Annotated in this window: 12 protein-coding genes and 1 pseudogene; 7 read left to right on the top strand and 6 right to left on the bottom strand. The window is 43.0% G+C overall.

All coding sequences use genetic code 11. The annotated features are described in order from the left end of the window. Positions 1-68 precede the first annotated feature (68 nt). The 3 genes from Q0Z70_RS10605 to Q0Z70_RS10615 form a co-directional block, all read right to left on the bottom strand. Entirely contained in the window at positions 69-1,676 is a 1,608-nt protein-coding gene (locus Q0Z70_RS10605) for a DUF262 domain-containing protein (RefSeq protein ID WP_298074350.1), read from the bottom strand. A gap of 64 nt (positions 1,677-1,740) precedes the next feature. Continuing rightward, positions 1,741-2,892 (bottom strand): PDDEXK nuclease domain-containing protein, encoded by a 1,152-nt coding sequence (locus tag Q0Z70_RS10610; protein ID WP_298074352.1) that lies wholly within the window; start codon positions 2,890-2,892, stop codon positions 1,741-1,743. A 473-nt stretch (positions 2,893-3,365) separates the two neighbouring features. Continuing rightward, positions 3,366-5,414 carry a M48 family metallopeptidase gene (locus Q0Z70_RS10615; protein WP_298074354.1) on the bottom strand — a complete coding sequence of 683 codons (2,049 nt, stop codon included), beginning with the start codon at positions 5,412-5,414 and terminating at the stop codon, positions 3,366-3,368. 276 nt (positions 5,415-5,690) lie between these two features. On the opposite strand from Q0Z70_RS10615, the pseudogene Q0Z70_RS10620 reads away from it, so the two are divergent. From Q0Z70_RS10620 to Q0Z70_RS10635, 4 genes and pseudogenes are all read left to right on the top strand, one after another. Beyond that, positions 5,691-5,837 (top strand): annotated as a pseudogene (locus Q0Z70_RS10620) (IS982 family transposase); the annotation flags it as partial. Positions 5,838-6,021: 184 nt separating this feature from the next. Beyond that, positions 6,022-6,357: a hypothetical protein gene (locus Q0Z70_RS10625; protein WP_298074356.1), complete on the top strand. Its 336-nt coding sequence runs from the start codon at positions 6,022-6,024 to the stop codon at positions 6,355-6,357. 43 nt (positions 6,358-6,400) lie between these two features. Continuing rightward, positions 6,401-6,904 carry a cupin domain-containing protein gene (locus Q0Z70_RS10630; protein WP_298074358.1) on the top strand — a complete coding sequence of 168 codons (504 nt, stop codon included), beginning with the start codon at positions 6,401-6,403 and terminating at the stop codon, positions 6,902-6,904. A 255-nt stretch (positions 6,905-7,159) separates the two neighbouring features. Next, positions 7,160-7,462, top strand: a complete 303-nt coding sequence (locus tag Q0Z70_RS10635) for a GNAT family N-acetyltransferase (protein ID WP_298074371.1) — start codon at positions 7,160-7,162, stop codon at positions 7,460-7,462. Positions 7,463-7,592: 130 nt separating this feature from the next. Here Q0Z70_RS10635 and nifJ read toward each other — a convergent pair whose 3' ends face one another. Continuing rightward, on the bottom strand, positions 7,593-11,150 hold the full coding sequence (gene nifJ / locus Q0Z70_RS10640; RefSeq protein ID WP_298074361.1) for a pyruvate:ferredoxin (flavodoxin) oxidoreductase: 3,558 nt from the start codon (positions 11,148-11,150) through the stop codon (positions 7,593-7,595). Between the two features lie 74 nt (positions 11,151-11,224). Continuing rightward, complete coding sequence (locus Q0Z70_RS10645; RefSeq protein ID WP_298074363.1) at positions 11,225-12,403, bottom strand: AAA family ATPase; 1,179 nt, start codon at positions 12,401-12,403, stop codon at positions 11,225-11,227. A gap of 102 nt (positions 12,404-12,505) precedes the next feature. Here Q0Z70_RS10645 and Q0Z70_RS10650 point away from each other — a divergent pair, with 102 nt between their 5' ends. After that, entirely contained in the window at positions 12,506-13,675 is a 1,170-nt protein-coding gene (locus Q0Z70_RS10650) for a hypothetical protein (RefSeq protein ID WP_298074366.1), read from the top strand. On the opposite strand, the gene Q0Z70_RS10655 is transcribed toward Q0Z70_RS10650, so the two are convergent. Next, entirely contained in the window at positions 13,672-15,144 is a 1,473-nt protein-coding gene (locus Q0Z70_RS10655; protein WP_298074373.1) for a family 10 glycosylhydrolase, read from the bottom strand. The two genes, Q0Z70_RS10650 and Q0Z70_RS10655, sit on opposite strands and share 4 nt — an antisense overlap. Before the next feature lie 126 nt (positions 15,145-15,270). On the opposite strand from Q0Z70_RS10655, the gene Q0Z70_RS10660 reads away from it, so the two are divergent. Together Q0Z70_RS10660 and Q0Z70_RS10665 are read left to right on the top strand one after the other, a co-directional pair. After that, the gene (locus Q0Z70_RS10660; protein ID WP_298074367.1) at positions 15,271-16,722 is read left to right on the top strand and encodes a carbon starvation CstA family protein; all 1,452 of its coding nucleotides are present in this window, start codon (positions 15,271-15,273) and stop codon (positions 16,720-16,722) included. 119 nt (positions 16,723-16,841) lie between these two features. After that, complete coding sequence (locus Q0Z70_RS10665; protein ID WP_298074369.1) at positions 16,842-17,321, top strand: hypothetical protein; 480 nt, start codon at positions 16,842-16,844, stop codon at positions 17,319-17,321. Positions 17,322-17,821 lie beyond the last annotated feature (500 nt).

A 17,821-nucleotide genomic window follows, 5' to 3' on the forward strand; every position in this document is an offset into this window, starting at 1 on the left:
AAGACTAACCTTGCTGAACTGTAATAAATAATTTATTTTTGTCCAATAACTGTAACGGTTATTCAGGACTAGTCATTGATATCCTCTTCCAACAAAATTTTGTTTCCGAGAAGGTTGACCATATCATCAAATTCCTCTAATGTCATTTTGGCATCAGTACGAATAGCATCTATGTTATGTCCACTTGCAGGCATAATATGCTCTACGTTTACTTTATCTTGGACAAAGTCAAAGTGTAATCTATGTTCTTTAGCATAAATATATTCATTAAGATAAACTAAAATGTTTTTATCATATTCTTTAAGGTCAGCAGTTACATCTTCTTTTTTCCAAAAAGAATTTATATGAGAATCGAAATCTTCAATAATTTTGTCTATCGAATAATTAGGATCGACTAATTTAAAATTTTCATTGAAAAGGAATGTTTTGAAATAACGTGAGGAGAAGCCAAAATCTTCGACTTCAAGAAGTGCGAACAACCGAAGCAAACATTCCATGATTGGTGTGATATTATGCTCTGATATTTCGTCTTCAGGAACTCTATAAAGGTAAGAAATAAGAAAAAGTTTGAAGTTTTCGTTGAACTTCAACAATAGTTTTGTGATCGGGTACCCTTGAATCTTGTCCCAGATCTTTAGAATTTTGCTAAAATTATTACATATTTTGATAGGATCTTCTAAAAGCCCCGGGTAAAGGGCTGTATAATATTTTCTTACGCCCGGCGTTGTCAGTTGCCCTTCCTCATATTGATGCTCTTTGGAACGATTTATATACATAAATTGCTGAAGTACACTATCAATATTAACGATTTTCTTTTGGCTTAATTCATCAGCCTTACGTATTATGGGCTCCCAAATTTCTTTAAAGTTCGCTTTATCGGGTGCATGAGAAAAAAGGTGTGCAGATATGATATCTGCATCAGACAAAGGCATACCAGTCGAATTCAGTGAATTAAACATCGTTATTGCCTGTTCAATTTGCCAGCTTTTAATTTCTATAATCTGACACTTATTTAGGAACCCATTAACCAATACATCCAGGTTTGATTCGTGACAATGGTTTAAACGCTCATAGAAAGACTTGAAATTCCGAAAAAAGTTGGTGTATTTATTGTCTTTTTGTTTTCGCGGGAACTTATAAACCATTTTCTCGGCGTCAGCAAAGGTCTTGGCCTCAATGATATGGTTCAATTCATTTTTATGAAGTTCATTGATAGATACATTTTCTAAAATTTTAACTCCTTTGGCCTTGTTCCAATCTTTTTCAATCTCAAGCTGTTTTCTTACATCTGCACGATATAAAATTTCAAATATGGAATCTAAACTTTGCTGTAAACTTCTCCTAAGTCCTGCAGCCTCCTCAGTGTCTGCCATGTCGTTCAGAATTTCAGTTATTCTCAAATGCATAGCTTTAAGAAGGAGCAGAAAAGTCGTTGTTCGTTGTTGTCCATCTATTAGATTCAGATAGCCTTCCATGGAACAATCAATAATGATCGTTCCAAAAAAATAAGGGTCCTCGGCATCTTGATCTATATATGATTCAATATCTTGCCACAACTTGTCACAATTGGATATGTTCCAAGAATATGCTCTTTGATATTCCGGAATACGAAATATATCAGACTTTTTAAGGTAAACTCCAATGGTTTGGAGTTTCGGTTCGATTTCTTTTGCCATACAAATTTTTAATTTAAGAGATTTGATATTTAATATCAGTTCCTATGATATTTTGCCATCATAATCAGTCTTTATTCAGGAACAAGTCACAAAATTCATTCAGTTTCTCCTGCATACGCTCCTGCGGAATAAGGATGCGTTTATATTCCGCTATCATCGTAGGACTCATGCTTCGGCTCATGGCATATTCCACTACTACTCGGTCAGCTTCGGGACAGAGAATTATGCCTATGGACGGATTCTCGTTGGAGCGTTTCACATCCCGGTCAAGTGCTTCTAAATAGAATTCCAACTGTCCGAGGTCGCGAGGATGAAATTTCGTCTTTTTCAATTCCACAGCGACCAATGCCTGCAATCCGCGATGAAAGAACAGCAAATCGGCCTTGAATGCAGATGTACCGATATTGAGACGATATTCCTGATCCATGAATATAAAATCTTTGCCCAATTCAAGAATAAACTGCTTCATGTGCTCCAGCAAACCATTTCTCAACCGTGCTTCACTATGCTTCTTCGGCAAATCAAGAAAATCGACAAATAAAGTATCTTTAAACATGACCGGAACATTGGGATAAGTTTCGAGCAATCCTTTTGACATATTGTCCTTATTACCCAATAAAGCTGTATATGTCTGATTTGAGATGCAACGCTGTAGCTCCCGTTTTACCAAATGTTCTTTATTGGCATAGAGTATATAGAACATCCGTTCTTCGTTACTTTTGCAACGGCATAATATCTCTATATGGTTGGTCAATGTTGTCAGTTCCAGTATCTTCGGCATTTGTCCAATTTCCGGCTGGACAATTTGTGCAGTTTTTGGCTGCACAATTACAGATGCCTCTTGTATGGAGCGGCTCGCTTCAATTTGTCCAATTCTTGGCTGGACAAATTCAGAATTCAGATACTTTTCAACTGTTGCAGCAAATGCTGCCGTAGAATATTCCTCATAAAACAGCACCATATTATAAATACTGCTCCGTCCAAATCCCTTAATATCCGGTCGCTTCGATCGGATATATTCCGACAGTTGTGTTACGACCTTGTTTCCCCATTCCTCGCTTTTCAATTTAGCTGAAACATAACCTCCTACATGCCATGCCGTAAGCAACAACTCTTCATTGACAGCTTTGGAGGCACGGCTCTTATGTTGAAGAATGATGTCTATGACTTCTCCGAACTGTTGTTCAACCGATACGGCTATCTTATTGTATTCCATAGATTCAATCCTCATTTATGTTTGCCCTTGATGATGATAGATTTTGATTCGCTCATGTTTCGTCTTTTGCTTATTGGGATGCAAACTTACGCAAAAAACAAATGAAACTGTAATTTTGAGTGGATTTTATAAGGCCCCGTATGTCTCGAGATTATTATGTATACTCTACGACAGTTCTGGATAAACTCCTGTTAAAACAATATCAATAGAGTCGTTCTTCCCACATGTACCGGCAATGCCTCCGGTTTGTTCTCAAAGAAAGAATATGCCGTAAAGTTCCCTTGCCGTTCGTGCCCACGCCCTTGGAGTTCCTTGTTGGCATAACGTCTGAGGTTGCGGTGACGAGGAGGAGGCTTTTCGCACATTCGGATGCGAAATTCTTGCAAAATGTTTAAATATTCAAGAGCTTCTTCTGCCTTGTTGTTCTGAATGGCCTCCACGCCACGATTGTAATTGTATGTGTCTAAATATTTTTATTTATTATCTAATACACTTATTGTTATATTGCATATAGAACGTTGGGCTATGTTATAAACAGCTTCTTGAATATCAGATAAACCATTTGTTATATCAAACATCTCGTTTATCGCATCTACATCTACTTGATAGAAAGAGTTGTGTTCTTTATTCAAATAATCTTTGAGATTTTTGATGTATTCCTCTGCGCCAATAGTAGCTGATATCCAATTTAAATCTATGTCTGTGAGTGCTTTCTTTAAATGCTGCTCATAGTCTTTAACTAAGGAGCATAGCTCTTTGTATTCTTCTTCATCTCTTCTTGTCACTCTATTTAATTCGTTGAGTAATTTATCTCGATGGGCAAATAACGGTGGAAGTAATTCTTGCCTAATATGTTGAGCATAAAATAGTGCGGCAAATGAATTTCGATATGACTTCCTTTTATTCTCATCGCATTTATTACAAACATAAGCATAAATATCAGAGTATATTTTTACTACCTTCTTATGAATAATATCAAGTTCGATTTTGAACTTTTCAAAAGGAATATCTTTACGCTTATAAACAATGCCGTCAATTTGAACCTCTTTGGCCTCAATTTCTTTATTTTTAATTTGATTTAATAGTCGCCAATCGGCAATGCGAGTAAAAAATTCTGCTATCTTTAATGCATTCTCATCGTTAAACGGATATTCTATCGGTGTTTCTGTCAGATGATCTAAATCAAATTCAAGGATCGAATTCCCGAAGAATGGGCGTAAACGCTCATCCATGAAATTCTCTTCAATTTCTTTTGCAGTCCATTCTGTGAATTGTTCATCTGAAATATACGTCAATGTATCTTCAACATTGTTTCTAATAGTTGAAATAAACAATGTGGAGACTTTTTCAGAAATATCCTGTGGAATCAAAATCCATGACGATATGGACTTTGTGTTAGAAGACAATGCGATATTTGTAGATCTTGCATTCGTAATACGATCTTCCAAAGATGGATGTGAAGCCCAAATGTCTTCAACTCTGACACGAGAATCCACTTTATATGTTCGTACAGGTTCTTTAAATTCAAAATCATATGTAAATTGTGGAATTTCCTTATTTGGTATGAACTTAGATGCAATATCCTTACCCACAAAATAATTAGATACCATTTTTTGCTCATTGATAAGAGAACTGAGCATTTGCTGGTAGAGATTATCCTTATTTGCAAGTACTTCTATTTTACATAGAGCTGAAATAAAAGTATCTGTTCCAACACATTGGCACGCAATACTATCGGCATCATATTCCATGTATCGGGATAATTTAAGATAGCCTTTTTGCACAAATCTATATACACGGGCAGTCAAATGCTTTATCAAATTTGTAAGCCACCTCGTGAATACACCGAAATAGCGTATTATACCTGTATCAGATATGCACCATTCATTTAACCATTTATCCCAAAAATCATCAGTAAAAATAAGGTTGTACAAAACGGTGTTTGTCACATATACTGTTGAACCGACTTTCATGCTATTCTGTGAAAAATGTCCGAATTCATGAGCGATAATTGACTTTACTTCCTCAATGCTTGTTCCATCAAACAAACCTAATCCAATTTCCAGATTTTTTCTAATAGGGAAGAAGATGCTCCAAAAACTTGTGTCATAAAACACACAAGCATTTACATCTGGGGATAGATATACATGCTTTGGCATTTTGCATTGAGTCTTTTTTGCAATGTCTTTAATCGTCTCAAATAACTCCGGACATTCTGATTCAAATACTTCAACTCTTGTTTCCTTAGTATTTTTATGAAATGAAAATAATGGCTTTATTAAATAAATACCAAGCATTAGTGCCAATAAGCAAATGCCGATAGTAATCATGACAATGAATATCATAGCACGAATATTTCGTACTGCCGGCAATACATCCATTATCAGATGGAGTGATGCCCAAGATGCTCCGACTAAGATTACTGCCCCAAGGCCTATCAAGATTACGTAATAGAACAGGAAACAACAAATTCTAAGCAATTCGTCTGTAACTGCTGATTTTATTGATGATTGGTGTTTCATATATATTCAAAAAATGCTTTGATAAAAAACTCTTTACTATAAATACGCCAGTTCGGGATAAAAAAAGCCTCATAAAAATTGGTAATCTTGCAAATATTTTGCACCTTTATAGGTGGCTTGCAACAACTTACAAGAATACAAGCGGTGATTACCGAAGACAAAGTTATAGGAATTTTCTGTATTATGGATGAGTTTTGCAAGAATTTCGCATCCGAATGTGTGAAAAAACTCCTTCTTGAAGATAAGGAACACCGTCAGCGTAACCGCGGACGCTATGCCAACATCGTACATTCAAGACACCGCTCAATCCACAATTTCATCATGAACATCTGCTCTGCACTTACGGCATATTCATTCTTTGAGAACAAGCTGAAAGCATTGTCGGCACATGTGGAAAGAACGATCCAATTGACATTATTTTAAGAAAAACTTATCCCGAACTGACGTGCCTTTATAAGCTGGATTTTCTTCTAACTTTTGAAGATTTTACGTATAGTAATATAAGCACTGATAAAAAAGGCAAATGCAAGTAATAGCCTTTTTTTATTACATCATTTTAGCACTTGCGAAACTTAAATTCATTACTTTTGTCTCGAAAAAAGGAGTTATGGAAATAGAAGAATTTACCGAAGAAGATATTCGTGAGGCTTCACACCTTGCCTATTCGGTGTGGGGAGTGAACTATATTGCCGATGATCAAGGTGAAGAGTTCGGGTTGCTGATGTGCGAGTATATCATTCGCTATGGTTGGTATGGTGCATCTTATGCCTTCAAAATTACCGATAAGGGCAAGATGACAGGCTGCATACTGGCGGGCAATATCAAGCAGGATAATGGTTACAATAAGTGGATTGATGGACTAATGCCCACATTCAATGATAAAGAGCGCGAGGCGGCGTTGGCTATTGACTTTCAGCAAGAGCGAGTTTCAATGTTATTCTGAAAGTTGATACGATAATACTAAAATAATTTTAATCAAATAGATAATGGCAACAATAATAAAGAGTGAAGTCAAAGATTTCCAACCCAATCCGAACAAGATAGATGGGTTTAGGCTACTGACGGACAGAACAAGAGAGACTATGGGAATTACCCCACAATGGCTCAATTTCGATGTGCGACAACTCAATCCTCGTGAATGTAATGCTGCTTATCACTTCCATCGTTATGCTGAGGAACTATTTATCATCCAACAAGGTGCAGCCAAATTACGTACTCCCCAAGGCGTAGAAATAGTAAAATCGGGTGATATTATATTTTTCGAAGCAGGAGAAACGGGGACCCATCAACTTTACAATCATACGGAAGAGCCGTGTATATTCCTTGATATACGCACTTATATAGGCCACGATATATGCGAATACCCTGATTCCAACAAGATTATCATCGTGCCAAATGGTGAAACCTTCAAATGCGATGAACAACACAACTATTTTGAAGGAGAAGAAACGATCCGCGATATTTGGAATAAATTAAACAAGGCAAAATAAAGATTGTATAGAACGATCTTGATTCTTGTTAGATATATAATCACTATGCTTTCTTGTCATACGATTGTTTAGTTTCTCAGGCTTTACACTTCTTTCAAGATAAGCATAACGCTTCTTTCTTTTCTAATATGTCTTGGAGAGAGTCGCCTCAATCCGAATACATAGATAAAGGTTTTTTTGTGTAGTTATTGGTTATAGGATAAAAAATCCTACTTTTGTCACTGGTAAGTAGAATCTTAACATTAGAGCATTATGATGGAAATTCTTCACAACCCCGAAAAACATCGTTTTACTTTGTCACAAAATGGTGAAATGGCTTATGTCGCCTATTGTATTGAAAATAATACGTTCGACATTCGCCATACGATTGTTCCGACTTCTCTTGAAGGACAAGGTATTGCTTCAGCACTTGTCAAAGAGGCTTATGATTATGCGCGTCGGCAGGGCTATAATTTAGTGGCTACTTGTTCTTATGCAGTTCGTTGGTTACAACGTCATCCAGAATACAGCGGAGAGTCTAACCCGGATTGTTGTGAGGGTAATGCCTGTTCCCTTTGATTGCAGATAATAACAAAACCCCTACAGAGATGTTTCCTTTCAGTGAATGACATTCTGTAGGGGCTTTTTGTATAAGGGTAATGGAAAGTAGGCGGATGTCCGCCTATGCTTTCCTTATGATTTGACTTGGTTATTCAGCAACTTCAGCTCCCCAGTTTTCGCGGGCCAGACGCTTGTAGCTGTTGTAACGCCACTTAGCGTTGTCCTCGGCGGCCTGGAAGAGTTGTTCGGCTTCTGCAGGATATTGCTTCATTACAGATGCGTAGCGAACCTCACCCTTCAGGAAGTCCTTGAAGCTTTCCCATTCGGGTTCTTTGCTGTCCAAAGTGAACGGGTTCTTGCCTTCAGCCTCCAAAGCCGGGTTGTAACGCCACAAGTGCCAGTAACCGCACTTGACAGCTTTTTCTTCCTCAGCCTGGCTCTTACCCATACCAGCCTTCAGACCATGATTGATACATGGAGCGTAAGCGATGATGAGTGACGGACCGGGATAGGCTTCGGCTTCGCGCAGAGCCTTCAGAGTCTGAGCCGGGTCGGCACCCATAGCAATCTGTGCTACATATACATAACCGTATGTAGTAGCCATCAAGCCTAAGTCTTTCTTACGTACACGCTTGCCGGCAGCCGCAAATTTAGCGATAGCACCTACCGGAGTAGCCTTAGAAGACTGACCACCCGTGTTAGAGTAAACTTCAGTATCGAGTACGAGGATGTTTACGTCCTTGCCGCTGGCGATAACGTGGTCAAGGCCACCGTAACCTATATCGTAAGAAGCACCGTCACCACCGATAATCCATTGGCTGCGTTTTACGATGTACTGTTTCAGGTTGTAGATGCCTGCACAAATAGGACATTTATCTTTGGCTGCTTCCAACATCGGAACGATACGTTCGTAGATGTCTTGGGTCTTTTCTGCATCAAGGCGATTTTCCAACCATTCGGTGAAGATAGCTTTGTATTCAGCCGGAGTAGTTTCGTTGGCAATGCCTTCTTCCATCAGTTTGGCGATACGGGCACGCATCTTTTCATTAGCCAGTTCCATACCCAAACCAAATTCACAGAAGTCTTCGAACAATGAGTTAGCCCATGCAGGACCGTGACCTTTCTCGTTCTTGGTGTAAGGAGTAGAAGGAACGGAACCGGAGTAGATAGAAGAACATCCTGTTGCATTAGCCACCATTTCACGATCACCGAAGAGCTGAGAAATCAACTTCACATACGGAGTTTCGCCGCAACCGGAGCATGCACCTGAGAATTCGAACAGCGGAGTAGCGAACTGAGAGTTCTTCACGTTGGCCTTGGTGTCTACCAAGTGCTGTTTGCTCTTCACATTCTCTACGCAGTAAGTCCAGTTGGCTGCTTCGCCCATTTGGCTTTCCAGATGAACCATTGACAAAGCCTTGCCACCCTTCTTCGGATTGCCCGGACATACGTCAGCACAGTTACCGCAACCCAGACAGTCGAGTACGTCTACCTGCATACGGAATGTCATGCCGTCGAATACCTTACCTACAGCCTTCAGCTGAGTGAAGTTTGCACCCTTCTGCTCTTCAGCGTCAAGGATGAACGGACGGATGGCAGCGTGAGGACAAACGTAAGCGCACTTGTTACACTGGATACAATTTTCTGCATTCCATTCGGGTACGAATGCAGCAACACCGCGTTTTTCGTACTTAGCAGTACCTTGTTCCCAAGTACCGTCTTCAATACCCTTGAATGCAGATACAGGCAGTAAGTCTCCGTCCTGAGCGTTGATAGGGCGAACTACTTCGTTGATAAAAGCAGGATCGTTGTTGGCAGCCTTTTCGTCGTCGGCAAGGTTAGCCCATGCCGGGTCAATAGTCAGCTGCTTGTATTCGCCGCCACGGTCGACAGCGGCATAGTTCTTGTTAACAACATCTTCCCCCTTCTTTCCATAAGACTTCACGATAAACTTCTTCATCTGCTCAACAGCCAAGTCAACGGGGATAACGCCTGTGATGCGGAAGAATGCAGATTGCAGGATGGTGTTGGTACGGTTGCCCAAACCGATTTCTTGTGCAATCTGAGTTGCATTGATGTAGTAAACGGTAATGTTATTCTGTGCGAAATATCTCTTCACCTTGTTCGGCAGGTTCTTTGCCAGTTCTTCGCCTTCCCAGATGGTGTTGAGCAGGAACGAACCGTTCTTGCGCAGACCGCGGGTTACGTCGTACATGTGCAGGTAAGCCTGTACGTGGCAAGCTACGAAGTTAGGTGTATTGACCAAGTAAGTAGAGCGGATAGGCGTGTCACCGAAACGCAGGTGAGAGCAAGTGAAACCGCCTGACTTCTTAGAGTCGTAAGAGAAGTATGCCTGACAGTGTTTGTCGGTATTGTCACCGATGATCTTCACTGAGTTCTTGTTGGCTCCTACTGTACCGTCGGCACCCAGACCGTAGAACTTAGCCTCGAACATGCCTTCGCCACCTACGGCGATTTCAGCTTCCTGAGGCAGAGAAGTAAAGGTAACATCGTCTACGATGCCGATAGTGAAGTGGTTCTTCGGAGTCGGCAATGACAGGTTGTCGTAAACGGCAAAGATTTGTGCCGGAGTGGTATCTTTCGAACCCAGACCGTAGCGTCCGCCAACGATAAGCGGAGCATTCTCCTGTCCGTAGAAGCAGTCTTTAACATCCATGTAGAGCGGTTCGCCGTTGGCACCAGGTTCTTTGGTACGGTCGAGTACGGCAATGCGCTTAGCAGTCTTAGGCACAGCTGCCAGGAAGTGCTTGGCAGAGAACGGACGATAGAGGTGAACGGCCACCAAACCTACTTTCTCACCCTTGGCACGCAGGTAGTCGATGACTTCGCGGATGGCTTCGGTTACAGAACCCATGGCGATGATGACACGGTCAGCTTCGGGGTCGCCATAATAATCAAACAAACCGTAGTTACGGCCTGTAATTTCGCTGATCTTCTTCATATAGTCTTCTACGATAGCAGGAACTGCATCATAGAAGCTGTTGCAAGATTCACGATGCTGGAAGAAATGGTCAGGGTTTTCGGCCATACCGCGTGCTACCGGAGTCATGGGGTTCATGGCACGGCTGCGGAATTCTGCCAGAGCTTTCTGGTCAATCAGCGGGGCGAGGTCTTCGTTGTCCAGCTTTTCGATCTTCTGGATTTCGTGAGAAGTGCGGAAACCGTCGAAGAAATTGATGAACGGTACACGTGCTTTCAGTGTAGAAAGGTGGGCAACACCGGCGAGATCCATCACTTCCTGTACAGATCCCTCTGCCAGCATGGCAAAGCCTGTCTGGCGGCAAGACATTACATCCTGATGGTCACCGAAGATACAAAGAGCGTGGCTGGCCAATGTACGCGCAGATACATGGAATACGCAGGGCAGGTTCTCGCCGGCAATCTTGTACATATTGGGGATCATCAACAACAGACCCTGAGAAGCAGTGTAGGTGGTAGTCAGCGCACCTGCCTGCAATGAGCCGTGTACGGCGCCGGCGGCACCGGCTTCCGACTGCATTTCCTGTACCAATACTGTTTCGCCGAAGAGGTTCTTACGACCTGCGGCAGCCCATTCGTCTACGTGCTCAGCCATCGTAGACGACGGGGTGATGGGGTAGATGGCTGCTACCTCGGAGAACATGTACGAGATGTGAGCAGCGGCTTCATTGCCATCACAAGTGATGAATTTTTTTTGTTTAGTCATAACTAAATGAATTTATTAAGTGAAAAATCTCTTTCTATTATAGTTTCGTTTCTCTGCGTTTTTACCGTATGTGTTTAGTACAAGAAACCGAACAGCCACAACGGAATCTGATTGTCTCGTCCGATTTCCATCTTGTGTATGGCATACACCATATTTGGATTATTCTTTATTTTGATACCCTCTGGACAAACCTTGAAAGCTTTGTTCTTATCTACCATGAATGAGACGTTTTTATCTCCTCGATTCACTTTGTGGTCTTTCCACAAGGTATTGACGAAGAACGTGTCGAGCACGTCCTGCTCTTCAATCTTAACCGGGTAGATGGAGTACATCAAGTTTGAATTGTGCATCATAATTTTGGCCGGCTTTTTGGGAAATTCCTTTCCTACCGGATAAACCATGTTGATGAGGCGGGCGTCGGCTAAGTATTTGATGTAGTTCATCACCGTGGCACGCGAAGTCTCTATATCGTTGGCCAGTTGGCTTACGTTGGGTGCTTTGGGCTCATCTACAGCTAAGAGATACAACAACTTTTTTATTTTCGACAAGTATTTCAGTTCGATTTGTTTAATAAGCAGGATATCCACTTCTATCATCATGTTCATGGTCTTGAGCAAATTCTCGGAAAAGTTGCGTTTTTCGAGGAAGAAAGGATAAAATCCATGATGCATATAATCCTGAAAATAGTCTAATGGATGTACTTTGGCCAATATTCCTTTGGCTATTTGTTGGTGGTTGTTCAGAATTTCATCCAGCGTGTAGGCATGGAATTTCATACCTGTCTGAAGGTTTAAGAACTCACGGAAAGAGAAACCACGCAAGTTGTAACTTCTTACGATGTTACGCAGTTCGAGGTTTTCTTCCTTCAGTCGCATGACTGACGAACCAGTGAAGACAATTTTCAGGTTGGGAAAGCGGTCGTAGCACATGCGTAATTCCTTACTCCAGTTGGGAAACTTGAATACTTGATCAATCAGAAGCACTTTGCCACCGCGACGCTGGAACTCGTAAGCAAACTCTACGATGCCATGACCGGAGAAGTAAAAGTTGTTCATGTTGATATAGAGGCAGGAGCGGTCGGTTCCGAATTTCTCCTTGGCATATTGAAGCAGAAAAGTCGTTTTACCCACACCGCGCGTTCCTTTGATGCCTATAAGACGGTCGTTCCAGTCAATCTCGTCCATAAGGTCGCGACGGACCGGAGCGTTAGTGTGCTCCACAAGATAGGCGTGTGTGCGGTAGAATGCTTCCATATCACTAAACTCTTATTGGCTACAAATATATAGCTTTTTTATAGGATTGCAAAGTAGACATTGCAAAAAATGCGTAAGTTTGTATCCGAAAATAAAAAAAGTATGAAGTTGCATGTGTTTAATCCAGATACGGATTTAGCTTTGGCCTGCAATGAGAGACATTATCTTGCACCCGAACAGGTGCGTGGGATGACGCACGATTTGGCTTTACTCCCTTTATGGTATGCGAAGGCAGGAGAAAAAGTATGGATTTCTGATGGGAAAGCGATGGATTACGCGACGCAAATGTGCCTTTTGTTTAATCTGCAAGTAGAGGTTGTGATGGGTGCCGATGTGATGCGGAGGGAAGGAGTGGAAATGGCACCTTGGGGATGGAATTCTGCTATTCGTCACTTTTTTCTGAAAAATGGCGTGGCTGTCGGCCGTTTGCCTTCTGCCGATTGGATAGAAACATATCGGACATTGGCATCCAGACAAACTTCCGCGGCTTTGTTGGGCAAGCTGCCTGCCGACGAACTGTATTGTGGAGAAGCAGAAATTCTCAAGACGCCGGACGCTTGTCGGATGTATGTTGAGGCACATCGGGGTGGGGTGGTATTCAAGGCTCCCTGGTCCAGCAGCGGGAAAGGGTTGTGTTGGTGTAAGAATGGTTTTTCTGTCGTGAAAGGATGGTGTGGACGTGTGTTGAAGGAGCAGGGGGCGTTAATTGCTTCTCCTATATATAATAAGGTGGATGATTTTGCGATGGAGTTTGTAATTGATGCTTGTGGGAAAGTCGTTTTTGAAGGTTATTCTTTGTTTATGACCGACGGACGGGGCCGTTACTTGGGTAATCGGGTTCTTTCATTCACCTATTTTGAGGAATATATGTCACGTTATGTTCCTGTTGGAGCATTGAAAAGTTTGTGCGCTCATATCGCTTTGCTGTTAGAGGAATATGCGGAAGCCGGTTATCGAGGCCCTTTGGGAGTAGACATGATGGTATGCAAAGAGAAGGATGGCTTTCGTCTTCATCCGATGGTGGAAGTCAACCTGCGTATGAATATGGGGATTGTGGCACTTCGTCTGGCAGAACGTGTACTGGCTCCCGGCTTGAGCGGTTTGTTTCGTATCGAGCATTACCCAGGGCCTGATGCCTTGCGCGAAGCTTATGCTGAGCGAATGCGGAAATCGGCTCCTGTAGTAGAAGACGGACGACTGGTGCGTGGTTGTCTTCCTCTGGTGCCGGTTACGTCGGAAAGCCGTTGTCTGGCACTGCTTGAAGTGGATTAGTATAGGCTTGCAGGAGTCGAAGGCTCACTTTCGTTACCATATCTGTCTATGGCCGTTACGGCAAAATGACGGCGTGATGTCCAGGGCAGGATTGGGGCATAGATATATTCCGCTTCACGTATGCCTGTAGCTACGATGTTTGCCGGGTCTTGTGTATTGACAGGGAGTTCGTCTGAGGCATAAACCACATAAGCAGGTGTGTTGTGCATATCGTTGTCTGTCGCAGTTTTCCAGCGCAAGCGGGTGTATCCGTCAGATATTTGTTCGACTTTCAATTCGGATGGAGCTGAAGGGGCGATGCTGTCTGCCCATGTCATAGGAGGCTGTAAGGCAGGATAGGCATAGAAGTCGTTTTGAAGCATGTCATATAGGTTTTGGGTGTTGTCTGTCACAAATCTCACTCGATAGTGAGCTTCGCCTGCCAGATGGTGGCTACGTATGAAGTTGATTTGTCGTTGTATTTCGTCCAGACTCCAGTTGCCTTCACTTGGGTGAAGGAAATAGACACCAAGGCCGGGCACTACATGGCGGCCGTTGCTCTGCTCCTGCCAGTCGAGGGCAAATGGATAGAACGCATTGCCACGAAAGTACATCATGGGATAAATCTGATCCTGAATGCCTTCGCCCAGCCATCCTTGTACATCCTGATAGACAACGTGAAAGGCATTCCACCCTTTGGATGAGTAACGGCTGGTATCACGATATTTCCCTACAGGGCAAGTGCTGACTTTAACCCAGGGTTTCAGTTGCTTTACACCTTTATATATATAACGCATAATTTCCGTGATGTTGTCTCTGCGCCATTGGTCGAGGCTGCGTCCGTTGCCATACTTCCGGTAGTCATAGCTGTCAGGGAAGCGGATGGCGCGTTCAGGATAGCGCAAGTAGTCGAAATGCACGCCGTCCACGTCGTATCTTTCTACGACTTCTTTGACCAAACTCATCAGATATTCCTTCGTTTTAGGATGGCCCGGATTGAGAAAATACTCTCGTTTATAAGGTACGCAGATTTTGGGCTGTCGGCGGGTAACCGATTGTTTGCCCAGTGAAGCTACATGTTTGCGTCCTCCCAGCGGGATGGTCACCATCCAGGCATGACACTCCATGCCTCTCTTGTGGCACTCTTCTACGGCAAAAGCCAGAGGATCGTAACCCGGATCCTTGCCGCTTATGCCGGTCAGAATGGAATTATAGGGCTCTATGTCCGATTTGTAGAGAACATCGCCACGTGTACGTGTCTGAAACAATACGGTGTTGAAGTTGGCGTCTTTCAGTTTGTCCAATATTTCTACCAGTTCTTCCTTCTGCTTTTGTATGCCGGCAGGACTTGTTGCCTTGGTGCGTGGCCAGTCGAGACCATATACAGCGGTTATCCATACTGCGCGTACTTCGTACTTGGGTGCGGGCTGTGCGGATAAATTGAGCATAATCAAGAAACTGAAAACAGTCAGCAAGTATATGCGGTTCATGTTCATCATTCGGGAATTGCTTATTCTTATATTTTGTCGGCGAAATTACAAAAACTGTTGCTAAAAAGTATAAGGTAAACAGAAAACAATTACTTTTGCTCCCAAAAAATAATAAAATAAACTACGATGATTACTTTTACAGTTGCTTTGTTGGCATTGGTTGCCGGCTACTTCCTCTACGGACGCTTGGTGGAACGCATTTTCGGCCCGGACGATCGTCCGGCTCCCGCATTGACACAGACGGACGGAGTTGATTATATACCTTTGCCTACTTGGAAAGTCTTTATGATACAGTTTCTCAACATTGCCGGCGTAGGGCCTATCTTTGGAGCTATTATGGGAGCAATGTTCGGTACTGCTTCCTATTTGTGGATTGTGCTGGGCAGTATTTTTGCCGGGGCTGTTCATGATTACCTGGCAGGCATGCTTTCGTTGCGTAACGGTGGTGAAAGCTTGCCTGAACTTATTGGCCGTTATTTGGGCTTGACCACCAAGCAAGTCATGCGTGCGTTTACCGTGTTGCTGATGATGTTGGTTGGGGCTGTCTTTGTGGCTTCTCCTGCAGGGCTGTTGGCTAAATTGACGCCCGAATCACTCGATATGACCTTCTGGATTGTGATTATTTTCATTTATTATGTTTTTGCTACCATGTTGCCGGTAGATAAGATAATCGGCAAGATTTATCCTGTTTTTGCAGCGGCTCTCATATTCATGGCAGCAGGAATTTTGGTGATGCTTTATGTGCATTTCCCTGCCTTGCCTGAGGTTTGGGACGGAATGCAGAATACGCATCCCAAGGCTGAAACCACTCCGATTTTCCCGATGATGTTCATTACCATTGCCTGCGGAGCCATTTCGGGCTTCCATGCTACGCAAAGTCCTTTGATGGCACGCTGTATGACGAGCGAACGCCATGGACGCCCCGTCTTCTATGGAGCGATGATTACCGAGGGGATTGTCGCTTTGGTATGGGCTACGGTTGCCACTTATTTCTTCCATGAAAACGGCATGGGTATCAGTGACGCTTCTATTGTCGTGTTCGATATCAGTAAAGACTGGTTGGGCGAAGTCGGAGGCGTATTGGCTATCCTGGGTGTCGTTGCAGCTCCTATAACCAGTGGCGATACGGCCTTCCGTTCAGCCCGCCTTATTGTAGCCGATTTCCTAAGATTGGAGCAGAAGTCCATACGGAATCGTCTGTACATTTGCGTTCCTATGTTCGTTGTTGCTACCGCTTTGCTGATTTACAGCTTGCGCGATGCTGACGGCTTCCAGATTATCTGGCGTTATTTTGCGTGGTCCAATCAGACCTTATCTGTCTTTACTTTGTGGGCCGTTACCGTCTGGCTGGTGCGCGAACGTGCCCGTTTCCGTTTCTGTATCACCCTGCTGCCGGCTCTGTTCATGACGGCAGTATGTACCTCTTACATTTGTGTGGCTCCTGAAGGTTTGAATTTAGGACTTCAGAATGCGGGACTGATTGCAATGGGAGTTGTGATTATAGCTTTCGTATGGTTCAACGTCTGGAAGGCCAAATATGAAAAGCTTAGAAGGGAGGGGAGAGCCTGGAAAAAATGAAGAAGTCATCTGCTTTAGTTTGGCTTGCCGACTTTTTCTTTTGTCATGAGTTAAAAGTCTCACTTTTTTGATTTATATTTGCGCTAAAGTCATTTTTTACTAAAAAGCGATATAGATATATGAAGAAACTGGTGTTTATTTTCAGCCTTTTGTTGGTCACGGTCGTGGCTCAGGCGCAGTTTGAGAAAGGGAAATGGTTTGTTAATCCGTCTGTGACAGGGCTGAATCTGTCTTATAATACCCAAACGGAAAAAGCTCATTTTGGCATCGAGGCCAATGGAGGTGCTTTCCTGGCAGACAATGTGGCTTTGTTGGTGCGTGCCGGTGCCGAATGGCAAGGCGGAGGTGCCGACGAATATATGTTGGGTGTCGGCGGACGTTACTACTTCGATGCGATAGGTGTGTTCTTGGATGCCAATGTCAACATGAACCATCATGTCTGGAAACATGACAAGCGCACGTTGATAGGCTTTGGAGCCGAAGCCGGTTATGCTTTTTTCCTCTCAAGGACAGTGACTGTTGAACCGGCCGTTTATTGGGATATCAATAAGGATCGCTCCGAGATAGGAGTGAAAATAGGTTTTGGGTTCTACTTCTGATAAATGAGATTCTTTTTATGAAGAGAGTGCATCCTCGCCGGATGCGCTCTCTTTTGTATTTAAATGCTCCTTTCGAGGACTTGTCAAGAAAGTATCTCCATTATAAAATCCTCCGATTAAAAGTCTCACTCCGCAAGAATGAAAAATAATGACAAAACCGGCCCGCGTTCCGGCCGTTTTCCTTCCATTTGCCTTCACCGGAAAAGGGTACTCCGAACCCCCGCCAGAAGGTGTTCTGAAGGGGGTCTAATCGCTTAAGTTAATCGATCATCATCGCTTAACTTAATCGATCATCATCGACTAACTTAATCGATCATCGTCGCTTAACTTAATCGACAGGAGCCGTTGTTCCGAAGCGATAACGGGAGGTATTTTGCCACAGTAATAAATATATACATTAATCTCCTAAGACATTACTTGTGGAAGGTGACTTCCTTGACAGCTCGCAGGCGGTAAGTACGTGAAGAACCGGCTTTGGAGATGCTTCCCTCATCCCAGGC

The organism is uncultured Bacteroides sp., from assembly GCF_947632445.1.
GTDB lineage: Bacteria > Bacteroidota > Bacteroidia > Bacteroidales > Bacteroidaceae > Bacteroides.

Bases quoted from the DNA above. Each gene is read 5' to 3' on its own strand.
- Q0Z70_RS10605 (WP_298074350.1), bottom strand. From the start codon at position 1,676: ATGGCAAAAGAAATCGAACCGAAACTCCAAACCATTGGAGTTTACCTT.
- Q0Z70_RS10610 (WP_298074352.1), bottom strand. From the start codon at position 2,892: ATGGAATACAATAAGATAGCCGTATCGGTTGAACAACAGTTCGGAGAA.
- Q0Z70_RS10615 (WP_298074354.1), bottom strand. From the start codon at position 5,414: ATGAAACACCAATCATCAATAAAATCAGCAGTTACAGACGAATTGCTT.
- Q0Z70_RS10625 (WP_298074356.1), top strand. From the start codon at position 6,022: ATGGAAATAGAAGAATTTACCGAAGAAGATATTCGTGAGGCTTCACAC.
- Q0Z70_RS10630 (WP_298074358.1), top strand. From the start codon at position 6,401: ATGGCAACAATAATAAAGAGTGAAGTCAAAGATTTCCAACCCAATCCG.
- Q0Z70_RS10635 (WP_298074371.1), top strand. From the start codon at position 7,160: ATGGAAATTCTTCACAACCCCGAAAAACATCGTTTTACTTTGTCACAA.
- nifJ (WP_298074361.1), bottom strand. From the start codon at position 11,150: ATGACTAAACAAAAAAAATTCATCACTTGTGATGGCAATGAAGCCGCT.
- Q0Z70_RS10645 (WP_298074363.1), bottom strand. From the start codon at position 12,403: ATGGAAGCATTCTACCGCACACACGCCTATCTTGTGGAGCACACTAAC.
- Q0Z70_RS10650 (WP_298074366.1), top strand. From the start codon at position 12,506: ATGAAGTTGCATGTGTTTAATCCAGATACGGATTTAGCTTTGGCCTGC.
- Q0Z70_RS10655 (WP_298074373.1), bottom strand. From the start codon at position 15,144: ATGAACCGCATATACTTGCTGACTGTTTTCAGTTTCTTGATTATGCTC.
- Q0Z70_RS10660 (WP_298074367.1), top strand. From the start codon at position 15,271: ATGATTACTTTTACAGTTGCTTTGTTGGCATTGGTTGCCGGCTACTTC.
- Q0Z70_RS10665 (WP_298074369.1), top strand. From the start codon at position 16,842: ATGAAGAAACTGGTGTTTATTTTCAGCCTTTTGTTGGTCACGGTCGTG.